Genomic DNA, 23,506 nt, shown 5'->3' with positions numbered 1-23,506 from the left:
ATCGATGAAGTGCGGGATGACAGAGAAAACTATGAAAAAAATTGATGCGATTATTAAACCGTTCAAGCTGGATGACGTTCGCGAAGCGCTGGCAGAAGTTGGCATCACTGGCATGACGGTCACAGAAGTTAAAGGTTTTGGTCGTCAGAAAGGGCATACCGAACTGTACCGTGGCGCTGAGTACATGGTGGATTTCCTGCCGAAAGTGAAAATTGAAATTGTCGTCACCGACGATATCGTTGATACCTGCGTGGATACCATCATCCGCACCGCGCAAACAGGCAAAATCGGCGATGGTAAAATCTTTGTCTTCGATGTTGCTCGCGTGGTGCGTATCCGTACTGGCGAAGAAGACGACGCCGCGATTTAATTTTTACCCCTCACCCCGGCCCTCTCCCCAAAGGGGCTAGGGGGAAAGAAAATCCCCTCTCCTGTGGGAGAGGGCATGTTTTCGGCTGAAAAATTACATCACTTTATGCGGGCCAAAACACTCATAGTGAATTCGGCTCTGCTCAACGCCCAATTTCACTAGCTGCTCCGCCGCAAAACGCATAAAGCTCACCGGACCGCACAGATAAAACTGCATATCAGGCGCACTAATTCTGCTCTCAAAAGCGACTAAATCCATCAAACCTTCGCTATCAAACTTCGCCTGCGCGCGGCAGTTTTCACTCGGTTGGCGATACCACACGTGGCTTTCAAAACGTGGCAATTGCGCACCCAACAGAGTTACTTCATCGGCAAATGCGTGCACGTCGCTATGGTCTGCCGCGTGGAACCAGTTCACCTGGGCTGCATGCTGAGTTTTTGCCAGCGTATCCAACATTGCCAACATTGGCGTCTGGCCAACGCCTGCGGAAATCAGCGTAACCGGAGTTTGTGCGTTCACGTCCATAAAGAAATCACCGGCAGGCGCAGCCAGATGCACTTCATCACCGACTTGTGCGTGGTTATGCAACCAGCTTGAAACCTGGCCCAAATCTTCACGCTTCACTGCGATGCGATAGCTTTTGCCATCGGCTTTACGAGTCAGTGAATACTGGCGAATTTCCTGATGCGGGAAACCTTCTGGTTTCAACCACACACCGAGGTATTGGCCTGGCTGATAATCGGCAACGGATTTGCCATCGACAGGCTCAAACTCAAAGCTGGTAATCAGCGTGCTTTGCGGCTCTTTTGCCACAATACGGAACGCGCGAGTGCCCTCCCAACCGCCATTTTTCGCTGCATTGTCCTGATAGATTTCCGCTTCACGATTGATAAACACGCCCGCCAGCACACCATACGCTTTGCCCCAGGCATCCAGCACTTCCTGGCCCGGGCTGAACATTTCATCCAGCGTAGCCAAAAGATGGCCGCCGACAATATCGTACTGCTCAGGTTTGATCTGGAAGCTGGTGTGCTTCTGCGCAATTTTTTCTACCGCAGGCAATAGCACAGCCAGATTTTCAATATTGGTCGCGTACGCGCAAATAGCATTGAACAGCGCTTCACGCTGATCGCCGTTGCGCTGGTTGCTCATATTAAAGATTTCCTTCAGCTCAGGGTTATGGCTGAACATACGGTCGTAAAAATGTGCGGTAAGTTTTGGGCCGGTCGCGGCAAGCAGGGGAATGGTGGATTTCACAACAGCGATGGTTTGGGCATCAAGCATGGTATAGCTCCATTTTCTGACATTAAAATCTAATGATGTATTTTAAATGCATCTTATAAAACTCTTCGCCAAAAAAAAAGCACTACATTGTAAATGGATACTGACTGAGTCGATTCGGCTCACAGAACATGAAATTTCTGCAAGTTGATGATGAATTAATATCCGTTGAAATAAGCGATGACTTTTGCCTTCAAACCCTTGCAGGACGCCAAGCCAATCGTTTGCGTAAAAACCTATGTCAAGACCTATCACGCAACACTGTTTCGGTTTACACTGTTGCCCGTTGTATTTAAGGCGGCCAAAAAGCTGTTCAAATATTTACTGTTAGCTGAGTCTGGAGATGCGAATGTTAAAACGTGAAATGAACATTGCCGATTATGATGCCCAACTGTGGCAGGCTATGGAGCAAGAAAAAGTACGTCAGGAAGAGCACATTGAACTGATCGCCTCCGAAAACTACACCAGCCCGCGCGTGATGCAGGCTCAGGGTTCTCAGTTAACCAACAAATACGCAGAAGGCTACCCAGGCAAGCGTTACTACGGCGGCTGTGAATATGTCGACGTGGTTGAGCAACTGGCTATCGACCGTGCAAAAGAGCTGTTCGGCGCTGATTACGCTAACGTACAGCCGCACTCCGGTTCACAGGCTAACTTTGCGGTATACACCACTTTGCTGGAACCAGGCGATACCGTTCTGGGTATGAACCTGGCACACGGCGGCCACCTGACTCACGGCTCCCCGGTTAACTTCTCCGGCAAGCTGTACAACATCGTTCCTTACGGCATCGATGAAACAGGTCACATTGATTACGCAGATCTGGAAAAACAAGCCAAAGAACACAAACCGAAAATGATCATCGGTGGTTTCTCTGCTTATTCCGGCGTCGTTGACTGGGCAAAAATGCGTGAAATCGCTGACATGGTCGATGCGAAGCTGTTCGTCGATATGGCGCACGTTGCAGGCCTGATTGCGGCTGGCGTTTACCCGAACCCGGTTCCACATGCTCATGTTGTGACGACCACAACGCACAAAACGTTGGCAGGCCCACGCGGTGGTTTAATCCTCGCGAAAGGCGGCAGCGAAGAGCTGTACAAGAAACTGAACTCCGCGGTATTCCCAGGCGCGCAGGGCGGCCCACTGATGCACGTCATCGCGGGCAAAGCTGTGGCATTGAAAGAAGCCATGGAACCTGAGTTCAAAACTTACCAGCACCAGGTTGCCAAAAACGCGAAAGCGATGGTTGCCGTGTTCCTGGAACGTGGCTACAAAGTGGTTTCTGGCGGTACTGATAACCACCTGTTCTTGCTGGACCTGGTTGATAAAAACCTGACCGGTAAAGAAGCTGATGCAGCGCTGGGCCGTGCAAACATCACCGTGAACAAAAACAGCGTGCCAAACGATCCTAAGAGCCCGTTTGTGACTTCCGGTATCCGTATCGGTACGCCTGCTGTGACGCGCCGTGGCTTCACTGAAGCTGACGTCCGTGAACTGGCTGGCTGGATGTGTGATGTGTTGGATAGCATCAACGACGAAGCGGTTATCGAGCGCACTAAGCAGAAAGTTCTCGATATCTGCGCACGCTTACCGGTGTACGCATAATCTGTTGAAGACCCCGGCTCGCCGGGGTTTTTTTATGCCCAAATCACACCTGATTCAACGACTCTTCAGCGTACAAATAACCCACTCCCATCACCTGTTGCGGTCGACTCAACTGCCCGAAACTGATTTGTGTCGCATTTGCCTTGAGTGAATCGCCATGGTCAAACGGATTAAATCCAATTTGCTTGTCGATGGTCGCAAGCCAGCTTTCGCCAAACCCGCAGCTTCTGCCATAAAACAAAATCTGATTGATATTCAAAATATTGAGGAAGTTGTACAGGCTTAACCCAATGGCGTTAGCGGCGTTTTCTACCCAACGGCAAACGTATTCATTACCTTCATGCCAGGCGGTAATTAACTGTGTTGAAGTAATAGATTCCGGGTCGAGCTTTGGCGAAATGGGTTGTGATTTTAGCCAGATGCGCGCCTGCTTTTTTAACGCCGTCAACGAGGCCACAGTTTCCAGGCAGCCATAACGTCCGCAGTCACACGCCATGCCGTCGGGGTTCACAATCGTGTGGCCGATTTGCCCGCTGCCGTACAGGCTGCCGCGATAAATTTGCCCGTTAATCACAAATGAAGAACCGATACCGTAATCGACGTTTATCACACAGAAATCCTGGCGATTCGCCGGATTCTGCCATTTCTCTGCCAGCGCCAGCATCACGCAGTCGTTATCCACCCTGACGGTTACGCCGAGCTTTTCTTCCAGAAGATATTTGATTTCGACCGGTTCACGCCACGGCGCTTGCGGCATGGTTTGCGACACTCCCGTAACCGGATCGACTTGCCCGTGGATCCCGAGCGCCAGGTTAATTTTCTTTTTCGGCCAGCATTTACGTTGCGTGCGCCAGATATTCTCGATAGCCGCGAGTAGTGCCTGTGGCGTAGCAGCATTAACCTGAATCCGTTCAAACTCCCCCTGCGGTGAAAGCTGTGCATCGCACAGCTGGCTTTCAATGCTGGTGGGGGTGACATTCATGCAAAGAATGAAATCGCCATCGGGCGGGATTTGGTAACTGCCGCTGTTGATTCCACGGTTACTCAGATTTTCACTGGAATGGCTGAGCTTTCCGTCTACGACTAATTCATCAAGAATCTTGCTCACTGCGGGAATCGATAGCCCGGTGTACTGCGAAAACTGCGATTTACTGAGCCGCTTATGCTGCCACACCAGTTTCATCAACGTCTGGCGATTGAGTTGCCGCACGCGTTGGTTGTTCAGCCCTGAATCATACATTTCACTAAACTCCGTTAACTTTATTGTGTGAGCATTAAGCATTCTAAGGCGCAATGAGTTCTCTACACTGCAAACATAACGTATTTCACTGTTGTTTGTTTACTGGAGAAGCGAAATGTACGGAGCCGTTAACGTCTGGCAAGAGACGATTGCGTTACCCACATGGACGACCGGTGCAGAAGACCCGAATCCGATGTTCCTTGAAAGCCGTGTTTACCAGGGATCATCCGGTGCGGTTTATCCCTACGGCGTGATTGACACCCTGAGCGGTGTGCGCGAAATGCGTGATTACAATGCCGTCTGGATAGAAAATGATTTTATCCGCGTGATGCTGCTACCAGAACTGGGGGGGCGTATTCACCGCGCTTATGACAAAGTGATGGAGCGCGATTTCGTTTACTACAACGAAGTGGTGAAACCGGCGCTGGTGGGATTGGTCGGGCCGTGGATTTCCGGCGGTATCGAATTTAACTGGCCGCAACATCATCGCCCAACCACTTTTATGCCTGTCGATGTGACTTTCCAGAAGCATGGCAACGGCGCACAAACCGTCTGGTTGGGTGAAGTGGAGCCGATGCGCGGCTTGCAAGTCATGACCGGGTTTACGCTCTACCCGGAAAAAGCGCTGATTGAAATCACCGGCAAAGTATTCAACGGCAACGCCACGCCGCGCCATTTCCTGTGGTGGGCGAATCCGGCAGTCAAAGGCGGCGACGATCACCAAAGCGTATTCCCCCCTGATGTCACCGCGGTATTCGATCACGGCAAACGTGATGTTTCCGCCTTCCCGATCGCCCACGGCACCTACTACAAAGTCGACTATTCCGCAGGCGTGGATATCTCGCGCTACAAAAACATTCCTGTGCCAACGTCTTACATGGCGGATAAATCAGATTACGATTTTGTCGGCGCTTACCATCACGGCGAGCAGGGCGGTTTGCTGCATATTGCCGATCACCATGTTTCACCAGGCAAGAAACAATGGACGTGGGGAAACTGTGATTTCGGCCAGGCGTGGGATCGCAATCTGACGGATGAAAACGGCCCCTATATCGAGTTAATGACGGGGGTGTTCACCGATAACCAGCCGGATTTCACCTGGATTGCGCCTTACGAAGAAAAAATCTTCGTGCAGAATTTCCTGCCATACAGCCAATTGGGCACGCTGCAAAACGCCAACACTCAGGCGGCGATGAAACTTGAGCGCCATAACGGTGAACTGCACCTCGGAGTCTACGCCATCGCGCCGTTGCCAGACGTTACGTTAGACATTGAATCAGCGGGTAGAACGTTGTGGAAAACCCCACTTTCACTGCAACCCGCGCAGGCGTGGCAGGAAGCTATCAGCGACGGCTGGCCACAGCGCCTGACGCTGAATCTGCGTGATGCGCAGGGCAAACTTATTCTCAGCTACTGCGAACACGTTCCAGAAGATCTACCGCTGCCGCAGCCTGCCAGTGTTCCGGCAAAACCACAGGACATCACCCATTGCGACGAGCTGTATTTCATCGGCCAGCATCTGGAGCAATATCTGCACGCCAGCCGCTCGGCGTTTGATTATTACCAACGAGCGCTGGCGCTGGACCCGGAGGATTACCGTTGTAACGTGGCATTAGGCCAGCTCGAGCTGAACCGGGGAAACTGGGCGCTTGCCGAACAGTACGCCGACGCCGCGCTGAAACGCGCGCATCGTCTGAACAAAAACCCGCAAAACGGTGATGCCAGCATGTTGCGTGGGGCGGCAAAAGAGAGGCAGGACGACTGCGCCGGGGCGTTTGACGATTATTTTAAAGCGAGCTGGAGTGGCAATTGCCGTGATGCCGCATTTTACGCGCTTGCTCGCCTGGCGCTGCGCAAAGATGAAGCCGCGCAGGCGCTGGCATTTGTGAATCAAAGCCTGAAATTTAACGCCAGCAATCACCTGGCAATGGGGCTGAAAGCGCTGGCGTTTCATCAAACCGGCGCGTCACAAAAAGCACTGGGCTGGGTTGCGCAGCAGCTTGAAGAATACCCGCTCAGTTACGTTCTGCATTATGCCCGCTGGGTGATTACGCAAAGTGAAACTGACCGTGCTGAACTGCTGCGCGTGACCGGTAAACGCGGCGTGAATGCCAGTGTTCTCGCGGGTTGGCTGGTGAGTCTGGGCCATGAAACGCAGGCCCGGGAATTGCTGAGTGTGATGGATTCACAAGAAGCGATGCCGCTGTTGTGGCGTGCGGCACTGGAAACTGACCATGCACAGCAACATGCTTTTGTGCAGCAGGCGCAGGACAATTTTGCCCGCAAAGTTCGCTTCCCGAACACGCTGGACGAAGTGCAAATGCTGCAACGTTTGCCGCATGATGGCTTCGCGCAATATCTGCTGGGATGTTTCTGGTACAGCAAACGTCGCTATGACGACGCGGTGGCCTGCTGGCAATTCGCTGCTGAGCAGCTCCCGGAATTTGCTGCGGTTCAGCGGGTGTTGGGCATTCATGCCTGGAATAAAAAACACAATGCCGAACTGGCGGAACAGTATCTGCAACGCGCGGTTGCTCTGGAGCCGGATAACGCCCGCTTCCTGTTTGAACTGGATTACTTGCAAAAACTCACCGGTCGCTCTACCGAACAACGCCTGGCGCATCTTGCGGCTCGCCGCGACGTGGTCCTTAAACGTGACGATCTGACCGCAGAATTACTCAGCCTGTGGAATATCCATGGAGAAACAGATGCCGCAGCGCAAGTTTTAGCGCAGCGTAAATTTCACCCGTGGGAGGGCGGCGAAGGCAAAGTCACCGGGCAGTATCTGATAAATCTTCAACGCAGGGCGCTGGCGTACATTGCCGATAAGCAGTTTGGAAAAGCCGAAGAGCGACTTCAGCAGGCGCTCAGTTACCCGGAAAACCTCGGCGAAGGACGTTTAGTTGGCCAGAGCGATAACGATATCTGGTATCTGCTGGGTTGGTGTGCGCAGCAAAGCCAACAACCAGAGCGTGCGCAGCATTGCTACGAACGTGCGCTGGAGGGCGGCTCCACGCTGGAAGCCGGGCGTTACTACAACGATCAGCCGGTTGATTACCTGTTCTACCAGGCCATGGCGTTGGTCCGTATCGGCGAAAAAGAGCAGGCCGAGATGCAGTTTCGCCACTTTATTGCCTGGGCTGATGCGCACTTTAACGATCTGTCTGAACCCGATTTCTTTGCTGTCTCCCTACCAGATTTAGTGGCGCTAGATGCCGATCGTCAGGCTGTGCATCACCAACACTGCCTGTTTGTCGCAGCCCTTGGGCATCTTGGATTGGGTGAGCTCGCCGAATTTGAAGCAGCCTTGAAAGCCTTGCTGTCACAAAATCCGGCTCATGACAAAGCGCACTTGCTGCAACTGGCAGTGCATAACGGCGTATTTCCCCTGGTGTTGAAATAACAATAAACGGCGGGAGATAACTCCCGCTCCTCTGTATCTCTACAAGATTTAAACGAGGATTAACAATGAACACTGCACAGACACAATTACGCATGGGGTATGTCTGGACTATCTGTCTGGTGGCCGCCTGTGGAGGTTTGCTGTTTGGATATGACTGGGTGGTAATTGGTGGAGCGAAACCGTTCTACGAAGCCTACTTCTCAATAACCGACCCCGCGCAATCTGGCTGGGCGATGAGTTCCGCCCTGGTCGGCTGTATTTTCGGGGCATTAATTTCCGGCTGGTGCGCAGACCGGTTCGGGCGCAAAACGCCGCTGATTATGTCGGCGATTTTATTCACCGCCTCGGCCTGGGGCACTGCCATGGCCAGCAACTTCGACATGTTTGTGGTGTATCGCATCGTCGGTGGGGTAGGGATTGGCCTCGCATCAGCACTCAGTCCGATGTATATCGCAGAAGTCAGCCCGGCTGAAAAACGCGGTAAGTTTGTTGCCATCAACCAGTTAACAATTGTGATTGGCGTGCTGGCAGCACAGCTTATCAACCTGGTGATTGCAGAACCGGTCGGCAGCGCGGCAACGATGCAGCAAATCACCGAAAGCTGGAACGGGCAGGTCGGCTGGCGCTGGATGTTTGGTGCTGAACTGGTTCCTGCGCTGGCATTTTTAGTGCTGATGTTCTTTGTACCGGAATCGCCACGCTGGCTGGCGCGTGCCGGTAAAAACGAACGCGCTCATCAGATGCTTAAACGTATCGGTAATCAAAAATATGCCGACGACACGCTGAACGATATTCTGCAAACGCTGAACAATGACACGCAAAAAGTCTCATGGAGTGCGTTGTGGCAGCCGCAAGTGAAGCCAATCATTATCATTGGGATGGTGTTGGCTGTGTTCCAGCAGTGGTGCGGCATTAACGTGATATTTAACTACGCGCAGGAAATATTTGCCTCCGCAGGCTTTGATATCAACAGCACGCTGAAATCCATTGTTGCGACAGGTTTGATTAACCTTATCTTTACCCTCGCAGCGCTGCCGCTGGTGGATAAAATCGGACGCCGCAAACTGATGCTGTTTGGTGCGGCCGGTCTGACCATCATCTATGCGCTAATCGGTGCGGCTTACGGGCTGGGCATTATGGGACTGCCAGTGTTGATTTTGGTTCTGGCGGCGATTGCGATTTACGCTCTGACGCTGGCCCCTGTCACCTGGGTTCTGCTGTCTGAGATTTTCCCAAACCGTGTGCGTGGCCTGGCAATGTCTTTAGGAACACTGGCGCTGTGGGTCGCCTGTTTCTTACTGACGTATACCTTCCCGCTGTTGAACGCCAGTCTTGGCGCGGCGGGCAGCTTCCTGCTCTACGGCGTGATTTGTGCCGCAGGCTTTATCTATGTGCGCCGTTATGTGCCTGAAACGAAAGGTGTGAGTCTGGAAACGCTGGAAAAACGTATGGCAGACCAATACGGTGCAGCGGCGAAAGCGCGTGCCGAAAGAACGGCCCATTAAGATATGGAAATGCTGTTACTTGAAAATGAACATTTACGTTTAACCGTCGCCCCGCGAGGGGCGGCAATTCGGAGCCTGGAGTCGCTCACACATCAACAGCCAATACTTCACCCTGGCGATAAAGCGCTGTTCCCGATGTTGCCGCTGGCAAACCGCGTTGCCGGGAATCGTTTTCCGCTACACGGCGAGTTAATCGAATTGCCAAAAAGTCCGGTGGATGAGCAATTCTTTCTACATGGCGATGGCTGGCTGAAACCCTGGGAGGTAGAAAAGCATGATTCTTTGAATCTCGTGCTGACAATGGAAAACCAGCACGACTGCGGATTTGATTATCAGGCGCGGCTCGCTTATCGACTGGAAGGGATACGGTTTATCGCCGAGTTGGAATTGTCTCATCGGGGAAGTAAGCCGATGGTTTATGGCCTGGGTTTCCATCCCTTTTTCCATCTCACACCTTCCACTCGCGTGCAGTTTGGCGCAACAGGGTTCTGGCCGGAAGGAGATAACCACTTGCCGTTGGAATGGCAGGGTGAACTGACCGCGCAAACCGATTTCCTGCAACCGAAAACGCCGGATAACCAGTGGTTGAACGTCGGCTATTCCGGCTGGAATGGCAGAGCGTTAATTGAAAACGACGAAATGCGTGTTCAACTGCGTTGCGCCACGCCGTATTTGATGGTTTTCCGCATGGAAGATGAAACGTTTATTTGCCTCGAACCACAAACTCATCCGGTGAATGCGCATAATATGGCGGGGCAACCGGGTTTGGTGTTGTTGCAAAACGAGCAATCAACGGCGATCAAAATGGAGATTACGGTTTTGTCTCGTGATGATAAAACTCCGTAATTATTACGTGTTATTAGTCTGTTAATGAATGCTTGCAAGCCAGCCAACGCTCGGACACACTAACGCCTCCAAAACGGGAGGGATCATGGTTTTGCATTCAACGCGCTGGCTGGCGCTCAGTTATTTTACCTACTTCTTTAGCTACGGGATTTTCTTACCTTTCTGGAGCGTCTGGCTCGCTGGAGTTGGCCTGCCACCTGAAACCATCGGGTTATTATTAGGGGCTGGTTTAATCGCCCGTTTCCTCGGCAGCTTGTTACTTGCCCCTCGAGTTACCGACCCCTCCCGACTTGTCTTTGCCCTCAGAATCCTCGCCTTACTCACATTACTTTTTGCCGTCGCTTTTTGGTTCGGGCAAACCTCCGCCTGGCTATTGATTGTGATGGTCGGCTTTAACCTATTCTTCTCACCACTCGTACCGCTGACCGATGCACTGGCTGGAACCTGGCAGCGACAAATCACCATGGATTACGGCCGAGTTCGCCTGTGGGGATCGCTGGCGTTTGTTATTGGCTCTGCCATGACGGGTAAACTGGTGAGTTTGTTTAGCTACCAGGCGATTCTGGTGCTGCTGAGTATCGGCGTCGCGTCGATGTTAATCGGCATGATGTTGCGTCCATCGGTGATGCCGCAGGGCGAAGCGAGACACAACGAAGGCGCGGGCTGGCCAGCGTGGAAGAAACTGGTGTTGGGTTCATGGCGTTTTCTCGCATGCGTGACGTTGTTGCAGGGAGCACACGCGGCGTACTACGGGTTCAGCGCAATTTACTGGCAGGGCGCGGGGTATTCCGCCTCGGTTGTCGGGTATTTGTGGTCGCTGGGTGTGGTGGCAGAAATCGTGATTTTTGCGCTGAGCAACAAACTGTTCCGCAACTGGAGCGCGCGTGATTTGCTGCTGCTTTCTGGCGTGACGGGGATTTTGCGCTGGAGCCTGATGGCATACACCACCGATTTGCCGTGGCTGATTGCGGCGCAAATCCTCCATTGCGGCAGTTTCACCGTGTGCCATCTTGCGGCGATGCGCTATATCTCAGCGCGTGAAGGCAACGAAGTGATTCGCTTGCAGGCGGTCTATTCTGCGGTGGCGATGGGCGGCGGTATTGCGATTATGACCATGTTCTCCGGCTATCTTTACCAGCATATGCAGGGTGGGGTGTTCTGGATTATGGCGTTGGTCGCCGTTCCTGCGTTGTTGATTCGCCCACGCCCAATTTCGTATTGCGTTAACACTCAATAATTTTACGAATTTGCTGCTGCTGGTGTTCGCCCAGCGGCAGCTCGACGTGAATGAGTGGTGGAGAGTAAAGCGGCAACGTAGTGGAATAGGGTGAAATCACCAGCACCACTTCTTTTGGCGCGCCCTCTTTTTGATAGCTGTGAATCGTCAAATGTTTGATATTGAGCGGCAGCAGCGTGAGTTCGCGTAGCTGTTGTTCAATAGTTTGCTCAAGCTCTAAATTATTGCCCGTCAGCAGCAATACTTGTTTCTCGTGCAGATCGTTTTCCTGCATTAACCACGCGCCGAAAATCACCGCGACCAAACCCACTTCTTCGTCAGAAAAACGCATCTCAAAATGGCTTTCAAAATCGCTAAACGCTTCACGCGTGGTGCGCATCAGACGTGGATATAAACGCGTGATTTCTTCCGGCAGGCTGTTATCAATCCCGATTCCGAACTGGCAGCGGTCCAGCGCCTGAGCGAGATGAATATAGAGCTGATCGCTCAGTCCCTGTTCATCGCTAAACGACATTCCCGCTTGTTCACGAAACTGCGCAATCATGGTGACAATCGCGCCGCGTAGACGTAAATCTTGCTCATGGTTATCACCAATCGGATCGGGCATTCGCAGGAGCTGGAATAGCAACGCGAGGAATAGCTGCTCGTTTTCATTGGCGGTTTGCAACACTCGCCGCTTCCAGTGGCGGGCAATCTCAAGGGCTGCCAGGTATTCAGGGCGAATTTGCGTCCATGCTCGCTGCTGCTCGGTGAATTCTGGAATAATTCCCGCATGATGCTGATGCAGACAATACTGCAAAAACAGCGTTAAAAACTGCACGTCACGGGCATCAAACTGGCGCTGCAAACGGCGGGCGCACAGGCTTATCAGCGCCTGGAGGTTTTTTTCGTCATACAGCGCAGTCAGGATGCCCTGTTGTTTAAGTTGGGTTTTTAGTGCCGGAGTAAAATGCTGCTGCACAAAGTGTGGGCTTAGACGTAAAGCACGACGCAGCCAGTGCAATAAGCACAAGCGTCTATTCAGAGGCGTGCCCTCAATCCGGTAGCTGCCGTCCTGTTGCGTGATGAGGCTCAGCCTGTGATAGCGCTGGATTTCATCGCCGGTGTCGGCTATATCTTGCAGGGCTTTGGCGTCATCGACCCCGTTGAGTCTGGCTAAGATCTCTGGGGTGACGGTTTGGCCCGGTAAGTAAAGCAACAAAAGCAGGTGGCAGCGACGCTGCGGACTGGAGAGTACAGATGGTGTTGGGGAAAGCAGTGTCATCATCCGCATAACCAAGTCAAAGTTAATTATTGCTAAGAGTAGCTAAAGCTTTTGCCGTACAGCTTAGGATTTGAGCTTTTTAATTACGGAATTCTGACTGGCTCACAGAATTTTAATCTTGAGAGAATAATGAGCAGGAAAATGTGTAACAGAATTGCGCTTTTTGCCTTGAGTACGGCGCTTTTTAGCCCGATGGCTTTGGCACACCCGCACAGCTTCATTACCCTGGTCACGACCGTAATGGCTGAAAATGACCAGCTCACCGGCCTGAAAATGCAGTGGACGATGGATGAAATTACTTCAGCCGATCTACTGTATGACGCAGGTAATGCGAAGCCGGATTCACCCGTGTGGAAGAAGCTGGCGGCTGAAGTGATGGCGAATGTTCTGGGGCAACATTATTTCACCGAATTCTGGCATAACGGCCAAAAGGTGACGTTTGATAATTTGCCGCCGCAGTATGGACTCGCACGGGTTGGGCATCAGGCGGTGCTGACCTTCATTTTACCGTTGGCGCATCCGCAGCCGCTAAAAGGCCAAACCTATCAGTTCGCCACCTTCGACCCGACCTATTTTGTTGATATGAGTTACGACCATAATAGCGATGCCAAACTGCCGGAAACATTAGCCAAACAATGCAAAATCTCAGTGAAAACGCCTAAGCCGACGGAAGACATGCAGGCGTTTGCACTCTCTTTAGATAAAGCCGACGCGCCGCCCGAAGATATGGAACTGGGTAAACAATTTGCTCAACAGGTGATCGTGCAATGTCAGTAATGCCTTCGACCAAACCGCAATCCCGCCGTTGGCTCCATATGTGGCCGCTGGCGTTTTTCCTTATTGTCTGCGCCGCTGCATTTTATAGCCTCTGGCATTACTGGCCGCAAATCATCCTGAATAGTGCGATGTGGCAGAAATCCATTAACCAACAGATGAGTGGGCTTTTGCGCGAGGTAGCCGAAAACCCGGCGCGCGCCGGTTGGTCTTTGCTGTCATTTAGTTTTGTCTACGGCGTGCTTCACGCTTTAGGACCAGGGCATGGAAAAGTAGTGATCACCACCTGGCTTGCCACGCACCCGTCGCGCCTGAAAAGCAGCCTCAAACTGACATTTGCCGCTTCTTTATTACAAGGACTGGTGGCGATTGGCTTAGTGACGCTGGTGCTGGGAATTCTGGCGCTCCCTTCGCGGCAATTACATATGAGCAGTTTCTGGCTGGAGAAGGGGAGTTATTTGCTGGTGGGGATTTTAGGCTTGATGTTATGTGGCCGGGCTGTGGGCAAATTGCGCCGCATATTGCGTAAACCCGCGCGCTTTACTTCTTTCACACCGCACCACGTTCATCATGAAAAATGTGGCTGCGGTCATCAGCATTTGCCGACTGAACAACAACTTGATGCCGGGGAAGACTGGCGCGCCCGGGCGATGATTGTGTTGTCGATGGGAATGCGCCCTTGTTCCGGAGCCATTATGGTGCTGTTGTTCAGCAAAGTGATCGGCGTGTATACATGGGGAATTGCGTCGGCGTTGACGATGGCGGCGGGGACATCGCTCACTATTTCCGGCCTGGCATTATTGGTACACAGTTTCCGCAAGCTGGCGGTTCGCTTAAGCGGCAATAAAGCACCGGTTTTGTGGCGACAAGTGGCCTGGGCAACACTGGCATTTGCAGGTGGGGGAATTTTGGTATTAGCAGCGGGGGTTATGTGGCTGAGTGCTCAACCGGTCATGCGTGGGATTAGACCGTTTTAGTTCTTGATTAGAACAACCCTCACCCCGGCCCTCTCCCTGAGGGCGAGGGGGAAAACCGGACAGTCTCCTCTCCCTGAAGGCGAGGGGGGAAACCGAACAGTCCCCTCTCCTGGGGGAGAGGGTTAGGGTGAGGGCTTTAAAGATTAACGCTTCAGCGCTTCGCTCAATTCATCACGCATAGCTGCCAGCATCGCTTTAACAACTCGCGCGTTACCTGCAACGATATTGCCGCTGGTCAGGTAGTTGTGGCCGCCGGTGAAATCACACACCAGGCTACCGGATTCACGAGCAATCAGTTCACCTGCTGCGAAATCCCATGGCTTCAGGCCAATCTCAAAGAAACCGTCAACGCGGCCTGCCGCAACGTATGCCAGATCCAGCGCGGCTGAACCGGTACGACGGAAGTCAGCACACTGCGTGAACAGTTTGGTCACGATGTTCATATAAGGAGTCGCGTGTTGCTTGTGCTTGAACGGGAAGCCCGTTGCCAGAATGGTGCCGTCGAGGTCGCGTGCATTGCTGCCGCGCAGACGGTAACCGTTCAGCTGTGCGCCTTGACCACGAACGGCTGTGAACAGCTCATTACGCATTGGGTCATAAACAACAGCAACTTCGGTGCGGCCCTTAACACGGACAGCGATAGAGACAGAGAAGTGTGGCAAACGTTTGATGAAGTTTGAAGTGCCATCCAGAGGATCGATAACCCATTGCACATCCTGCTCGGTACCCGCCAGTTCGCCTGATTCTTCAGCGATAATGGTGTGTTGCGGGTAGGATTTGCGGATAATTTCGATAATCAGACGCTCGGCGTCTTTATCTACGTTAGTCACAAAATCGTTGCTGCCTTTCTGGCTCGCTTCTACAGCGTCAGGGGTTTCGTAGTTCTTGGCAATTAAATTGCCCGCCTTGCGCGCAGCGCGCACGGCGATGGTGAGCATCGGATGCATCGGTCTCTCTCTGGATGTTAAAGAACGGGAAAACGCGGCGGAGTATAGCAGAGCGTTCGGAATATGTCCCAGGGTTATGATAGGATATCGCGATAATCTTTTCAGGCAATGAGTCTAGAATGCTGCAAAACGTACGTATAGTGCTGGTTGAAACCTCCCACACCGGCAACATGGGGTCTGTCGCTCGTGCCATGAAAACCATGGGGCTGACAAATCTTTGGTTGGTAAATCCGTTGGTTAAACCTGATTCTCAGGCTATTGCGCTCGCCGCAGGTGCCAGTGATGTTATCGGTGAGGCCAAAATTGTCGATACGCTGGATGAAGCGTTGGCAGGTTGCAGCCTGGTCGTGGGTACCAGTGCGCGTTCACGCACATTACCGTGGCCGATGCTCGATCCGCGCGAATGTGGTCTAAAGACCATTTCTGAAGCGCAAGATGCGCCAGTGGCGATTGTGTTTGGCCGTGAACGTGTTGGTTTGACCAATGACGAATTGCAGAAATGCCATTACCACGTCGCGATTCAGGCAAATCCAGAATACAGCTCGCTGAACCTGGCGATGGCCGTGCAAATCCTCGCTTATGAAGTGAGAATTGCCTGGCTTGCTACACAAGAAGAAGGCAAAGAAGCGGCAGTGGTTGAAGACCAGACTCAGTATCCGTCGGCTGACGATCTCGAGCGTTTTTACGTTCACCTGGAACAAGTGTTGCTGAAAACCGGCTTTATTCGCACCAGCCATCCGGGCCAGATTATGAGCAAATTACGCCGCTTATATAACCGTGCACGCCCGGAAACTCAGGAACTTAACATTCTGCGCGGCATGCTTTCTTCTATTGATAACGAGAAAAAACACGGCAAATAATACTTGAGTAAATTACTAGGTTAAATAGTTGACCAATTTACTCGGGAATGTCAGACTTGCGGCCTGCTATGTGACAATCACATTTATAAAAAACCCCCGGTTCGAGGGGCGATTAGAGGTTAAGTAAGACATGAGACTGACATCCAAAGGACGTTATGCCGTGACCGCAATGCTTGACGTTGCGTTGAACTCCGAATCAGGCCCAGTGCCACTGGCTGATATTTCTGAACGTCAGGGAATCTCTCTCTCCTATCTGGAGCAGTTATTCTCCCGTCTGCGTAAAAATGGCCTCGTTGCCAGCGTTCGTGGTCCTGGCGGCGGTTATCTGTTGGGTAAAGAAGCAAGCGCCATCGCGGTTGGTGAAGTCATTAGCGCAGTAGATGAATCTGTTGATGCCACGCGTTGTGCGGGTAAAGGTGGTTGTCAGGGCGGCGATAAATGCCTGACTCACGCGCTGTGGCGCGACCTGAGCGACCGTCTGACCGGTTTTTTAAATAACATCACCTTGGGTGAACTGGTGAATAACCAGGAAGTGTTGGATGTTTCTGGTCGCCAGCACAATGAAAACCATCGCAGTACGCGCTCCCAAGACGCGATCGACGTCAAACTGCGCGCATAAGCAGACAATTAGATTTTTTAGAATCAGGTTTGGGGGCTTGCCGCTCCCTTTTAAAAACAGCAGCATTCCATTTTTAGGCCTGGTTCTTCGTATCGTATTGAAGTGATGTACGGAGCTTAAAGAGCAATGAAATTACCGATTTATCTCGACTACTCTGCGACTACGCCGGTTGATCCGCGTGTTGCGCAGAAAATGATGCAGTGTTTGACTATGGACGGAACCTTCGGTAACCCGGCTTCTCGTTCCCACCGTTTCGGTTGGCAGGCGGAAGAAGCAGTAGATATCGCCCGTAACCAAATCGCTGAACTGGTTGGTGCAGACCCGCGTGAAATCGTCTTTACCTCCGGCGCAACTGAATCAGACAACCTCGCTATCAAAGGTGCGGCTAACTTCTATCAGAAGAAAGGCAAGCACATCATCACCGTAAAAACCGAACACAAAGCCGTGCTGGACACCTGTCGCCAGCTTGAGCGTGAAGGTTTTGAAGTGACTTACCTGGCACCCCAGAGCAACGGTATCGTTGACCTGAACGTGCTGCAAGCGGCAATGCGTGACGACACCATTCTGGTTTCCATCATGCATGTGAATAACGAAATCGGCGTGGTGCAGGATATCGCGGCAATCGGTGAAATCTGCCGTGCGCGTGGCATTATCTATCACGTGGATGCGACTCAGAGCGTAGGCAAATTGCCTATCGACTTGAGCAGCCTTAAAGTTGACCTGATGTCTTTCTCAGGTCACAAAATCTATGGCCCGAAAGGGATCGGCGCACTGTACGTTCGTCGTAAACCACGTATTCGTATCGAAGCTCAGGTACACGGCGGTGGTCACGAGCGCGGCATGCGTTCTGGTACTCTGCCTGTTCACCAGATTGTCGGCATGGGCGAAGCTTACCGTATCGCGAAAGAAGAGATGGAAACAGAAATGTCCCGTCTGCGCGGTCTGCGTAACCGTCTGTGGAACGGCGTGAAAGATATGGAAGAAGTGTATCTGAACGGCGACCTGGAAAATGGCGTTCCAACGATTCTCAACGTGAGCTTTAACTACGTTGAAGGTGAGTCGCTGATTATGGCACTGAAAGACCTCGCGGTTTCTTCCGGCTCTGCCTGTACATCAGCAAGCCTCGAGCCATCCTACGTGCTGCGCGCACTGGGTATGACCGACGAACTGGCTCACAGTTCTATCCGTTTCTCTTTGGGTCGTTTTACTACTGAAGAAGAGATCGACTACACCATCGAACTGGTACGTAAGTCCATTGGCCGTCTGCGCGACCTTTCTCCACTGTGGGAAATGTTCAAGCAGGGCGTGGATATTAATTCCATCGAATGGGCTCATCACTAATCGCTCTTTTCGAGCGTCGATATCGGATTCAGGAGAATAAAAATGGCTTACAGCGAAAAAGTAATCGATCACTACGAAAACCCACGCAATGTTGGTTCTTTTGATAACAGCGATGACAGCGTAGGTTCAGGCATGGTGGGTGCACCAGCTTGTGGCGACGTGATGAAGTTGCAGATCAAAGTCAACAATGAAGGTATTATTGAAGACGCTCGCTTCAAAACCTACGGCTGTGGCTCTGCCATTGCTTCCAGCTCGCTGGTGACCGAATGGGTCAAAGGTAAATCTCTGGATGAAGCGCAGGCCATCAAAAACACCGACATCGCAGAAGAACTCGAACTGCCGCCGGTGAAGATTCACTGCTCAATCCTTGCAGAAGACGCTATCAAAGCGGCCATTGCGGATTACAAAAGCAAGCGTGAAGCTAAATAATTATTGTTGAGTAGAGGTTGTTGTATGTCGATTACCCTTAGCGACAGTGCTGCCGCACGCGTGAATGCCTTCTTGTCCAATCGCGGTAAAGGTTTTGGACTGCGTTTAGGCGTTCGTACTTCTGGCTGTTCTGGCATGGCTTATGTTCTTGAGTTTGTTGACGAGCCGATGGCAGAAGACACCGTGTTTGAAGACAAAGGCGTGAAAGTGGTCGTCGATGGTAAAAGCCTGCAATTTTTAGACGGCACCGAGCTGGACTTCGTCAAAGAAGGTCTTAACGAAGGGTTTAAATTTACTAACCCGAACGTGAAAGATGAGTGCGGTTGCGGCGAAAGCTTCCACGTCTGATGCTCGCCACTTCCCCCACGTAACGTACCGTTATGTGGGGGTATCTCAGGTAACCCCCCCGAGTCTGTTATGGATTACTTCACCCTCTTTGGATTACCAGTAGGCTTCGCCCTTAACACCGAGTTGCTGGCTAAACGTTACCAGGAGCTGCAACGCCAGTTCCACCCTGACAAGTACACCAGCCGCCCTCAGGCGGAACAACTGCTGGCGGTCCAACAATCTGCGACCATCAACCAGGCATGGCAAACGCTGCGTCATCCGCTGCCGCGTGCCGAGTACATTCTCTCCCTCAACGGTTTTGATCTGGCTAACGAGCAGCATACCGTGCGCGATACCGCGTTTTTGATGGAGCAACTCGAATTACGTGAAGAGCTTGATAATATCGAGCACGCCAAAGATAGCGACCGCCTGGAATCCTTCAGTGCCAACGTTAATGCGATGGTGAAAACCCGCATGGCGCAAATGGTGCAGCAACTGGATAATCAGGATTGGACGCAAGCGGCGGATACTGTGCGTAAACTTCGTTTTCTCGATAAACTGCGCAGCCAAATAGAACAACTCGAAGAAAAGCTGCTCGATTTTTAACTGGAAGCTCAATATGGCGTTATTACAAATTAGTGAGCCGGGCCTGAGTGCGGCACCGCATCAGCGCAAGCTGGCGGCGGGTATCGATTTAGGCACCACAAATTCACTGGTTGCAACTGTTCGTAGCGGGCAAGCTGAAACGCTGCCTGACCATGAAGGCCGTCATCTGCTGCCTTCTGTGGTGCACTATCAGCAACAAGGCCTGAATGTCGGTTGGGACGCGCGTGCGCAAGCCGCAACCGATCCGGCAAACACTATCAGCTCGGTAAAACGTCTGATGGGCCGATCGCTTGCCGATATCCAGGCGCGTTACCCGCATCTGCCTTACGCGCTCAAAGCGAGTGAAAATGGCCTGCCGATGATCGACACCCCGGCGGGTCTGCTGAACCCTATTCGTATCTCATCCGACATCTTAAAAGCCCTTTCCGCACGCGCGACTGAAGCGCTGGAAGGTCAGCTTGATGGCGTGGTGATCACCGTTCCCGCTTATTTCGACGATGCACAACGTCAGGGCACCAAAGACGCAGCACGTCTGGCGGGCCTGCATGTTCTGCGCCTGCTCAATGAACCGACCGCCGCCGCTATTGCTTACGGCCTGGACTCCGGCAAAGAAGGCGTTATTGCCGTTTACGATTTGGGCGGTGGCACTTTCGATATTTCTATTCTGCGTTTAAGCCGTGGCGTGTTTGAAGTGCTGGCAACTGGCGGTGATTCTGCACTCGGTGGCGACGACTTCGACCACCTGTTAGCCGACTGGCTGCGTGAGCAAGCCGGTGTGGCTGACCGTAGCGACGACCGCGTGCAGCGCCAGTTACTGGATGCCGCAATTGCCGCGAAAATCGCCCTGAGCGATGTCGAAACGGCGACTGTAGAAGTCGCAGGCTGGACAGGCACCGTGACGCGCGAGCAGTTCAACGAACTGATTGCAGCCCTGGTTAAACGGACATTGCTGGCTTGTCGCCGTGCGCTGAAAGACGCTGGCGTCGAAGCCGATGAAGTGCTGGAAGTGGTGATGGTCGGCGGTTCTACTCGCGTGCCATTGGTGCGTGAACGTGTGGGCGAATTCTTTGGCCGCATGCCGCTGACATCTATCGACCCGGATAAAGTCGTCGCTATTGGTGCTGCTATTCAGGCGGATATTCTGGTGGGTAACAAGCCGGACAGCGAAATGCTGCTGCTTGATGTGATCCCGCTGTCGCTTGGCCTTGAAACCATGGGCGGCCTGGTTGAGAAAGTCATTCCGCGTAACACCACTATTCCGGTAGCGCGTGCGCAAGACTTCACGACCTTTAAAGACGGCCAAACGGCGATGTCGATTCACGTGATGCAGGGCGAACGTGAACTGGTGCAAGATTGCCGTTCGCTGGCACGTTTTGCACTGCGCGGTATTCCGGCAATGCCTGCGGGTGGGGCGCATATTCGCGTGACCTTCCAGGTTGATGCTGACGGCTTACTGAGCGTCACCGCGATGGAGAAATCCACCGGCGTTGAAGCCTCTATCCAGGTGAAACCATCTTATGGCCTGAGCGATGGCGAAATCGCCACCATGATTCAGGACTCCATGAGTTATGCCGAGCATGATGTGAAAGCGCGCATGCTGGCTGAGCAAAAAGTTGACGCTGCCCGCGTGCTGGAAAGCCTGCAAGGTGCGTTAGCGACTGATGCCGCGCTGTTAAGTGCGGCAGAGCGTGCGGAAATTGACTCAGCGATGGTGGCGTTAAGCGCCGCAGCTGCGGGCGATGACACCGATGCTATTGAACAAGCCATTAAAAACGTAGACAAACAAACACAGGATTTCGCCGCACGTCGTATGGATGAATCAATCCGTAAGGCGCTGAAAGGCCACTCCGTGGACGAGGTTTAACATGCCAAAGATTGTTTTTCTGCCTCATCAGGATTTGTGTCCAGATGGCGCAGTTTTGGAAGCGAATGTCGGTGAAACTATTCTTGATGTTGCGCTGCGCAACGGTATCGAGATTGAACACGCCTGTGAAAAATCCTGTGCTTGCACCACTTGCCACTGTGTGGTGCGTGAAGGTTTCGACTCCCTTGCTGAAAGCACGGAAGACGAAGACGACATGCTTGATAAAGCATGGGGTCTGGAACCTGAAAGCCGCTTAAGCTGCCAGGCGCGTGTAACGGATGAAGATCTGGTGGTAGAAATGCCACGTTACACCATTAACCATGCACGTGAGCACTAACAGGAGTCGCTTATGGGACTGAAATGGACCGATAGCCGCGAAATTGGTGAAGCTCTGTACGACAGCCGCCCGGATCTTGATCCTAAAACGGTACGTTTTACCGATCTGCATCAGTGGATCTGCGATCTGGAAGATTTTGATGACGATCCAGGCGCATCCAATGAAAAAATTCTGGAAGCGATTCTGTTAGTCTGGTTAGATGAAGCAGAATAACAATAAGCGGGCTGCCTCTGGCGGCCCGTTTTTATATGAAGCATGAGCTGAAAAGTATAAGGAAAAGAAAATGTCAGAAGCCATGAAAATCACGCTTTCCACCGCGTCTGCCGATGCGCGCTGGGGTGAAAAAGCCGCTTATAGCATCAACGACGAAGGGATTACCCTGCACCTGACAGGCAAAGATGACCTGGGGTTAATCCAACGCGCCGCACGTAAAATCGACGGCCAGGGCTTGAAGCACGTACAGTTGGCGGGCGAAGGCTGGGATGTCGAGAAAAGCTGGGCATTCTGGCAGGGCTACCGTGCACCAAAAGGCACCCGTAAAGTTGACTGGGCTGTGCTGAGCGATGAAGAACAAAAAGAACTCAATAACCGCCTGAAAATCATTGATTGGGTTCGCCATACCATCAACACGCCAGCCGAAGAACTCGGCCCGGAGCAACTCGCCTCCCGCGCCGTTGACCTGCTGTGTGATGTGGCTTGCGATAACGTCTCTTACCGCATCACCAAAGGTGAAGATCTGCGCGAGCAGAATTACATGGGTATCCACACCGTAGGTCGTGGTTCAGAGCGCCCACCGGTACTGCTGGCGCTGGATTACAACCCAACTGGCAACCCGGATGCACCGGTTTACGCATGCCTGGTCGGTAAAGGTATCACCTTTGATTCCGGCGGCTACAGCATGAAACAAAGCGCATTCATGGACTCCATGAAGTCTGATATGGGCGGCGCTGCCACCATTACCGGCGCTCTGGCATTTGCGATCACTCGCGGCTTGAACAAACGTGTGAAACTGTTCCTGTGCTGCGCGGACAACCTGGTCAGCGGCAACGCATTCAAACTGGGCGACATCATTAAATATCGCAACGGTAAAACCGTTGAAGTGATGAATACTGATGCCGAAGGTCGCCTGGTGCTGGCCGATGGCCTGATTGATGCGAGTGCGCAAAAACCTGAGCTTATCATCGACTGCGCGACCCTAACGGGTGCGGCGAAAACCGCATTGGGTAACGACTACCACGCGCTGTTTAGCTTCGACGATGGGCTGGTAAACCGCCTGATGGAAAGTGCCGCGGAAGAAAACGAGCCGTTCTGGCGCTTGCCGCTGGCCGAGTTCCACCGCAACCAGTTGCCGTCTAACTTTGCTGAACTGAACAACACCTCTAACGCCTCTTTCCCGGCGGGTGCCAGCACGGCGGCGGGTTTCTTGTCCCACTTCGTGGAAAACTACCACGCAGGTTGGCTGCACATTGACTGCTCTGCTACTTACCGTAAAGGTGCGGTTGAGCAGTGGTCTGCTGGCGCAACAGGTATTGGTGTACGCGCGATTGCGAATCTGTTGGTTAGTCAGTAACTGTTTTTCTCCTTCTCCTGGGGGAGAAGGCCGGGATGAGGGCGACCTGGCTTGATGGTTGTCATCAATGCTTACCCCTCACCCTAACCCTCTCCCAATGGGAGAG

General features: G+C 52.5%; 22 protein-coding genes. 18 read left to right on the top strand and 4 right to left on the bottom strand.

The window, feature by feature from the left end:
* The first annotated feature begins 31 nt into the window (after positions 1-31).
* Positions 32-370, top strand: a complete 339-nt coding sequence (gene glnB / locus AC0IWZ_RS15745) for a nitrogen regulatory protein P-II (protein WP_002438074.1) — start codon at positions 32-34, stop codon at positions 368-370.
* A 93-nt stretch (positions 371-463) separates the two neighbouring features.
* On the opposite strand, the gene hmpA is transcribed toward glnB, so the two are convergent.
* Positions 464-1,654, bottom strand: a complete 1,191-nt coding sequence (gene hmpA, locus AC0IWZ_RS15740) for an NO-inducible flavohemoprotein (protein WP_471678951.1) — start codon at positions 1,652-1,654, stop codon at positions 464-466.
* Positions 1,655-2,000: 346 nt separating this feature from the next.
* Between hmpA and glyA the strand changes: the two genes are divergently transcribed.
* A complete protein-coding gene (gene glyA, locus AC0IWZ_RS15735; RefSeq protein ID WP_034497731.1) occupies positions 2,001-3,254 on the top strand; it encodes a serine hydroxymethyltransferase in 1,254 nt (417 codons plus the stop codon).
* A 43-nt stretch (positions 3,255-3,297) separates the two neighbouring features.
* Here the strand turns inward: glyA and AC0IWZ_RS15730 are convergent, their stop codons facing one another.
* Positions 3,298-4,494: an ROK family protein gene (locus AC0IWZ_RS15730; protein WP_259266595.1), complete on the bottom strand. Its 1,197-nt coding sequence runs from the start codon at positions 4,492-4,494 to the stop codon at positions 3,298-3,300.
* Between the two features lie 115 nt (positions 4,495-4,609).
* Between AC0IWZ_RS15730 and AC0IWZ_RS15725 the strand changes: the two genes are divergently transcribed.
* From AC0IWZ_RS15725 to AC0IWZ_RS15710, 4 genes are all read left to right on the top strand, one after another.
* The gene (locus AC0IWZ_RS15725; protein ID WP_471678952.1) at positions 4,610-7,897 is read left to right on the top strand and encodes a DUF5107 domain-containing protein; all 3,288 of its coding nucleotides are present in this window, start codon (positions 4,610-4,612) and stop codon (positions 7,895-7,897) included.
* A 65-nt stretch (positions 7,898-7,962) separates the two neighbouring features.
* On the top strand, positions 7,963-9,402 hold the full coding sequence (locus AC0IWZ_RS15720) for a sugar porter family MFS transporter (RefSeq protein ID WP_471678953.1): 1,440 nt from the start codon (positions 7,963-7,965) through the stop codon (positions 9,400-9,402).
* A gap of 3 nt (positions 9,403-9,405) precedes the next feature.
* The gene (locus tag AC0IWZ_RS15715) at positions 9,406-10,248 is read left to right on the top strand and encodes an aldose 1-epimerase (protein ID WP_471678954.1); all 843 of its coding nucleotides are present in this window, start codon (positions 9,406-9,408) and stop codon (positions 10,246-10,248) included.
* A gap of 85 nt (positions 10,249-10,333) precedes the next feature.
* Positions 10,334-11,485, top strand: coding sequence for a 3-phenylpropionate MFS transporter (locus tag AC0IWZ_RS15710; protein ID WP_471678955.1), 1,152 nt, complete (start codon positions 10,334-10,336; stop codon positions 11,483-11,485).
* Here the strand turns inward: AC0IWZ_RS15710 and csiE are convergent.
* Positions 11,472-12,752 carry a stationary phase inducible protein CsiE gene (gene csiE / locus AC0IWZ_RS15705; protein WP_034497725.1) on the bottom strand — a complete coding sequence of 427 codons (1,281 nt, stop codon included), beginning with the start codon at positions 12,750-12,752 and terminating at the stop codon, positions 11,472-11,474. The two genes, AC0IWZ_RS15710 and csiE, sit on opposite strands and share 14 nt — an antisense overlap.
* A gap of 138 nt (positions 12,753-12,890) precedes the next feature.
* Here csiE and AC0IWZ_RS15700 point away from each other — a divergent pair, with 138 nt between their 5' ends.
* Both AC0IWZ_RS15700 and AC0IWZ_RS15695 read left to right on the top strand, forming a co-directional pair.
* On the top strand, positions 12,891-13,526 hold the full coding sequence (locus AC0IWZ_RS15700; RefSeq protein ID WP_246864884.1) for a DUF1007 family protein: 636 nt from the start codon (positions 12,891-12,893) through the stop codon (positions 13,524-13,526).
* Positions 13,517-14,500, top strand: a complete 984-nt coding sequence (locus tag AC0IWZ_RS15695; protein WP_471678956.1) for a nickel/cobalt transporter — start codon at positions 13,517-13,519, stop codon at positions 14,498-14,500. The genes AC0IWZ_RS15700 and AC0IWZ_RS15695 overlap by 10 nt, the downstream gene beginning before the upstream one ends.
* Before the next feature lie 143 nt (positions 14,501-14,643).
* Here AC0IWZ_RS15695 and suhB read toward each other — a convergent pair whose 3' ends face one another.
* Positions 14,644-15,447, bottom strand: a complete 804-nt coding sequence (gene suhB / locus AC0IWZ_RS15690; protein WP_034497722.1) for an inositol-1-monophosphatase — start codon at positions 15,445-15,447, stop codon at positions 14,644-14,646.
* 119 nt (positions 15,448-15,566) lie between these two features.
* Between suhB and trmJ the strand changes: the two genes are divergently transcribed.
* The 10 genes from trmJ (at position 15,567) to pepB (ending at position 23,400) form a co-directional block, all read left to right on the top strand.
* Positions 15,567-16,307 (top strand): tRNA (cytosine(32)/uridine(32)-2'-O)-methyltransferase TrmJ, encoded by a 741-nt coding sequence (gene trmJ / locus AC0IWZ_RS15685; RefSeq protein WP_115627589.1) that lies wholly within the window; start codon positions 15,567-15,569, stop codon positions 16,305-16,307.
* Positions 16,308-16,437: 130 nt separating this feature from the next.
* Positions 16,438-16,926, top strand: a complete 489-nt coding sequence (gene iscR / locus AC0IWZ_RS15680) for a Fe-S cluster assembly transcriptional regulator IscR (protein ID WP_034497720.1) — start codon at positions 16,438-16,440, stop codon at positions 16,924-16,926.
* A gap of 126 nt (positions 16,927-17,052) precedes the next feature.
* The gene (locus tag AC0IWZ_RS15675; RefSeq protein WP_471678957.1) at positions 17,053-18,267 is read left to right on the top strand and encodes an IscS subfamily cysteine desulfurase; all 1,215 of its coding nucleotides are present in this window, start codon (positions 17,053-17,055) and stop codon (positions 18,265-18,267) included.
* Between the two features lie 42 nt (positions 18,268-18,309).
* Entirely contained in the window at positions 18,310-18,696 is a 387-nt protein-coding gene (gene iscU / locus AC0IWZ_RS15670) for a Fe-S cluster assembly scaffold IscU (protein ID WP_015703172.1), read from the top strand.
* A gap of 24 nt (positions 18,697-18,720) precedes the next feature.
* Positions 18,721-19,044: an iron-sulfur cluster assembly protein IscA gene (gene iscA / locus AC0IWZ_RS15665; protein ID WP_034497717.1), complete on the top strand. Its 324-nt coding sequence runs from the start codon at positions 18,721-18,723 to the stop codon at positions 19,042-19,044.
* Between the two features lie 69 nt (positions 19,045-19,113).
* The gene (gene hscB, locus AC0IWZ_RS15660; protein ID WP_034497715.1) at positions 19,114-19,629 is read left to right on the top strand and encodes a co-chaperone HscB; all 516 of its coding nucleotides are present in this window, start codon (positions 19,114-19,116) and stop codon (positions 19,627-19,629) included.
* 13 nt (positions 19,630-19,642) lie between these two features.
* Positions 19,643-21,493, top strand: a complete 1,851-nt coding sequence (hscA, locus tag AC0IWZ_RS15655) for a Fe-S protein assembly chaperone HscA (protein ID WP_471678958.1) — start codon at positions 19,643-19,645, stop codon at positions 21,491-21,493.
* A 1-nt stretch (position 21,494) separates the two neighbouring features.
* Positions 21,495-21,830, top strand: a complete 336-nt coding sequence (gene fdx, locus AC0IWZ_RS15650; protein ID WP_034459208.1) for an ISC system 2Fe-2S type ferredoxin — start codon at positions 21,495-21,497, stop codon at positions 21,828-21,830.
* A gap of 12 nt (positions 21,831-21,842) precedes the next feature.
* Positions 21,843-22,043 carry a Fe-S cluster assembly protein IscX gene (gene iscX, locus AC0IWZ_RS15645; RefSeq protein WP_471678959.1) on the top strand — a complete coding sequence of 67 codons (201 nt, stop codon included), beginning with the start codon at positions 21,843-21,845 and terminating at the stop codon, positions 22,041-22,043.
* A 70-nt stretch (positions 22,044-22,113) separates the two neighbouring features.
* Positions 22,114-23,400 (top strand): aminopeptidase PepB, encoded by a 1,287-nt coding sequence (gene pepB, locus AC0IWZ_RS15640; protein WP_034497709.1) that lies wholly within the window; start codon positions 22,114-22,116, stop codon positions 23,398-23,400.
* Positions 23,401-23,506: the final 106 nt, after the last annotated feature.

It is taken from the genome of Buttiauxella sp. AC142, assembly GCF_979253435.1.
The sequence above is the reverse complement of the archived record's forward strand: the minus strand, read 5'-3'. Positions and strand labels throughout refer to the sequence as shown.

Bases quoted from the DNA above. Each gene is read 5' to 3' on its own strand.
- trmJ (WP_115627589.1), top strand. From the start codon at position 15,567: ATGCTGCAAAACGTACGTATAGTGCTGGTTGAAACCTCCCACACCGGC.
- AC0IWZ_RS15730 (WP_259266595.1), bottom strand. From the start codon at position 4,494: ATGTATGATTCAGGGCTGAACAACCAACGCGTGCGGCAACTCAATCGC.
- hscB (WP_034497715.1), top strand. From the start codon at position 19,114: ATGGATTACTTCACCCTCTTTGGATTACCAGTAGGCTTCGCCCTTAAC.
- iscX (WP_471678959.1), top strand. From the start codon at position 21,843: ATGGGACTGAAATGGACCGATAGCCGCGAAATTGGTGAAGCTCTGTAC.
- AC0IWZ_RS15675 (WP_471678957.1), top strand. From the start codon at position 17,053: ATGAAATTACCGATTTATCTCGACTACTCTGCGACTACGCCGGTTGAT.
- pepB (WP_034497709.1), top strand. From the start codon at position 22,114: ATGTCAGAAGCCATGAAAATCACGCTTTCCACCGCGTCTGCCGATGCG.
- iscA (WP_034497717.1), top strand. From the start codon at position 18,721: ATGTCGATTACCCTTAGCGACAGTGCTGCCGCACGCGTGAATGCCTTC.
- iscU (WP_015703172.1), top strand. From the start codon at position 18,310: ATGGCTTACAGCGAAAAAGTAATCGATCACTACGAAAACCCACGCAAT.
- glnB (WP_002438074.1), top strand. From the start codon at position 32: ATGAAAAAAATTGATGCGATTATTAAACCGTTCAAGCTGGATGACGTT.
- AC0IWZ_RS15720 (WP_471678953.1), top strand. From the start codon at position 7,963: ATGAACACTGCACAGACACAATTACGCATGGGGTATGTCTGGACTATC.
- AC0IWZ_RS15710 (WP_471678955.1), top strand. From the start codon at position 10,334: ATGGTTTTGCATTCAACGCGCTGGCTGGCGCTCAGTTATTTTACCTAC.
- fdx (WP_034459208.1), top strand. From the start codon at position 21,495: ATGCCAAAGATTGTTTTTCTGCCTCATCAGGATTTGTGTCCAGATGGC.
- csiE (WP_034497725.1), bottom strand. From the start codon at position 12,752: ATGATGACACTGCTTTCCCCAACACCATCTGTACTCTCCAGTCCGCAG.
- AC0IWZ_RS15695 (WP_471678956.1), top strand. From the start codon at position 13,517: ATGTCAGTAATGCCTTCGACCAAACCGCAATCCCGCCGTTGGCTCCAT.
- AC0IWZ_RS15700 (WP_246864884.1), top strand. From the start codon at position 12,891: ATGTGTAACAGAATTGCGCTTTTTGCCTTGAGTACGGCGCTTTTTAGC.
- hscA (WP_471678958.1), top strand. From the start codon at position 19,643: ATGGCGTTATTACAAATTAGTGAGCCGGGCCTGAGTGCGGCACCGCAT.
- AC0IWZ_RS15725 (WP_471678952.1), top strand. From the start codon at position 4,610: ATGTACGGAGCCGTTAACGTCTGGCAAGAGACGATTGCGTTACCCACA.
- suhB (WP_034497722.1), bottom strand. From the start codon at position 15,447: ATGCATCCGATGCTCACCATCGCCGTGCGCGCTGCGCGCAAGGCGGGC.
- AC0IWZ_RS15715 (WP_471678954.1), top strand. From the start codon at position 9,406: ATGGAAATGCTGTTACTTGAAAATGAACATTTACGTTTAACCGTCGCC.
- glyA (WP_034497731.1), top strand. From the start codon at position 2,001: ATGTTAAAACGTGAAATGAACATTGCCGATTATGATGCCCAACTGTGG.
- hmpA (WP_471678951.1), bottom strand. From the start codon at position 1,654: ATGCTTGATGCCCAAACCATCGCTGTTGTGAAATCCACCATTCCCCTG.
- iscR (WP_034497720.1), top strand. From the start codon at position 16,438: ATGAGACTGACATCCAAAGGACGTTATGCCGTGACCGCAATGCTTGAC.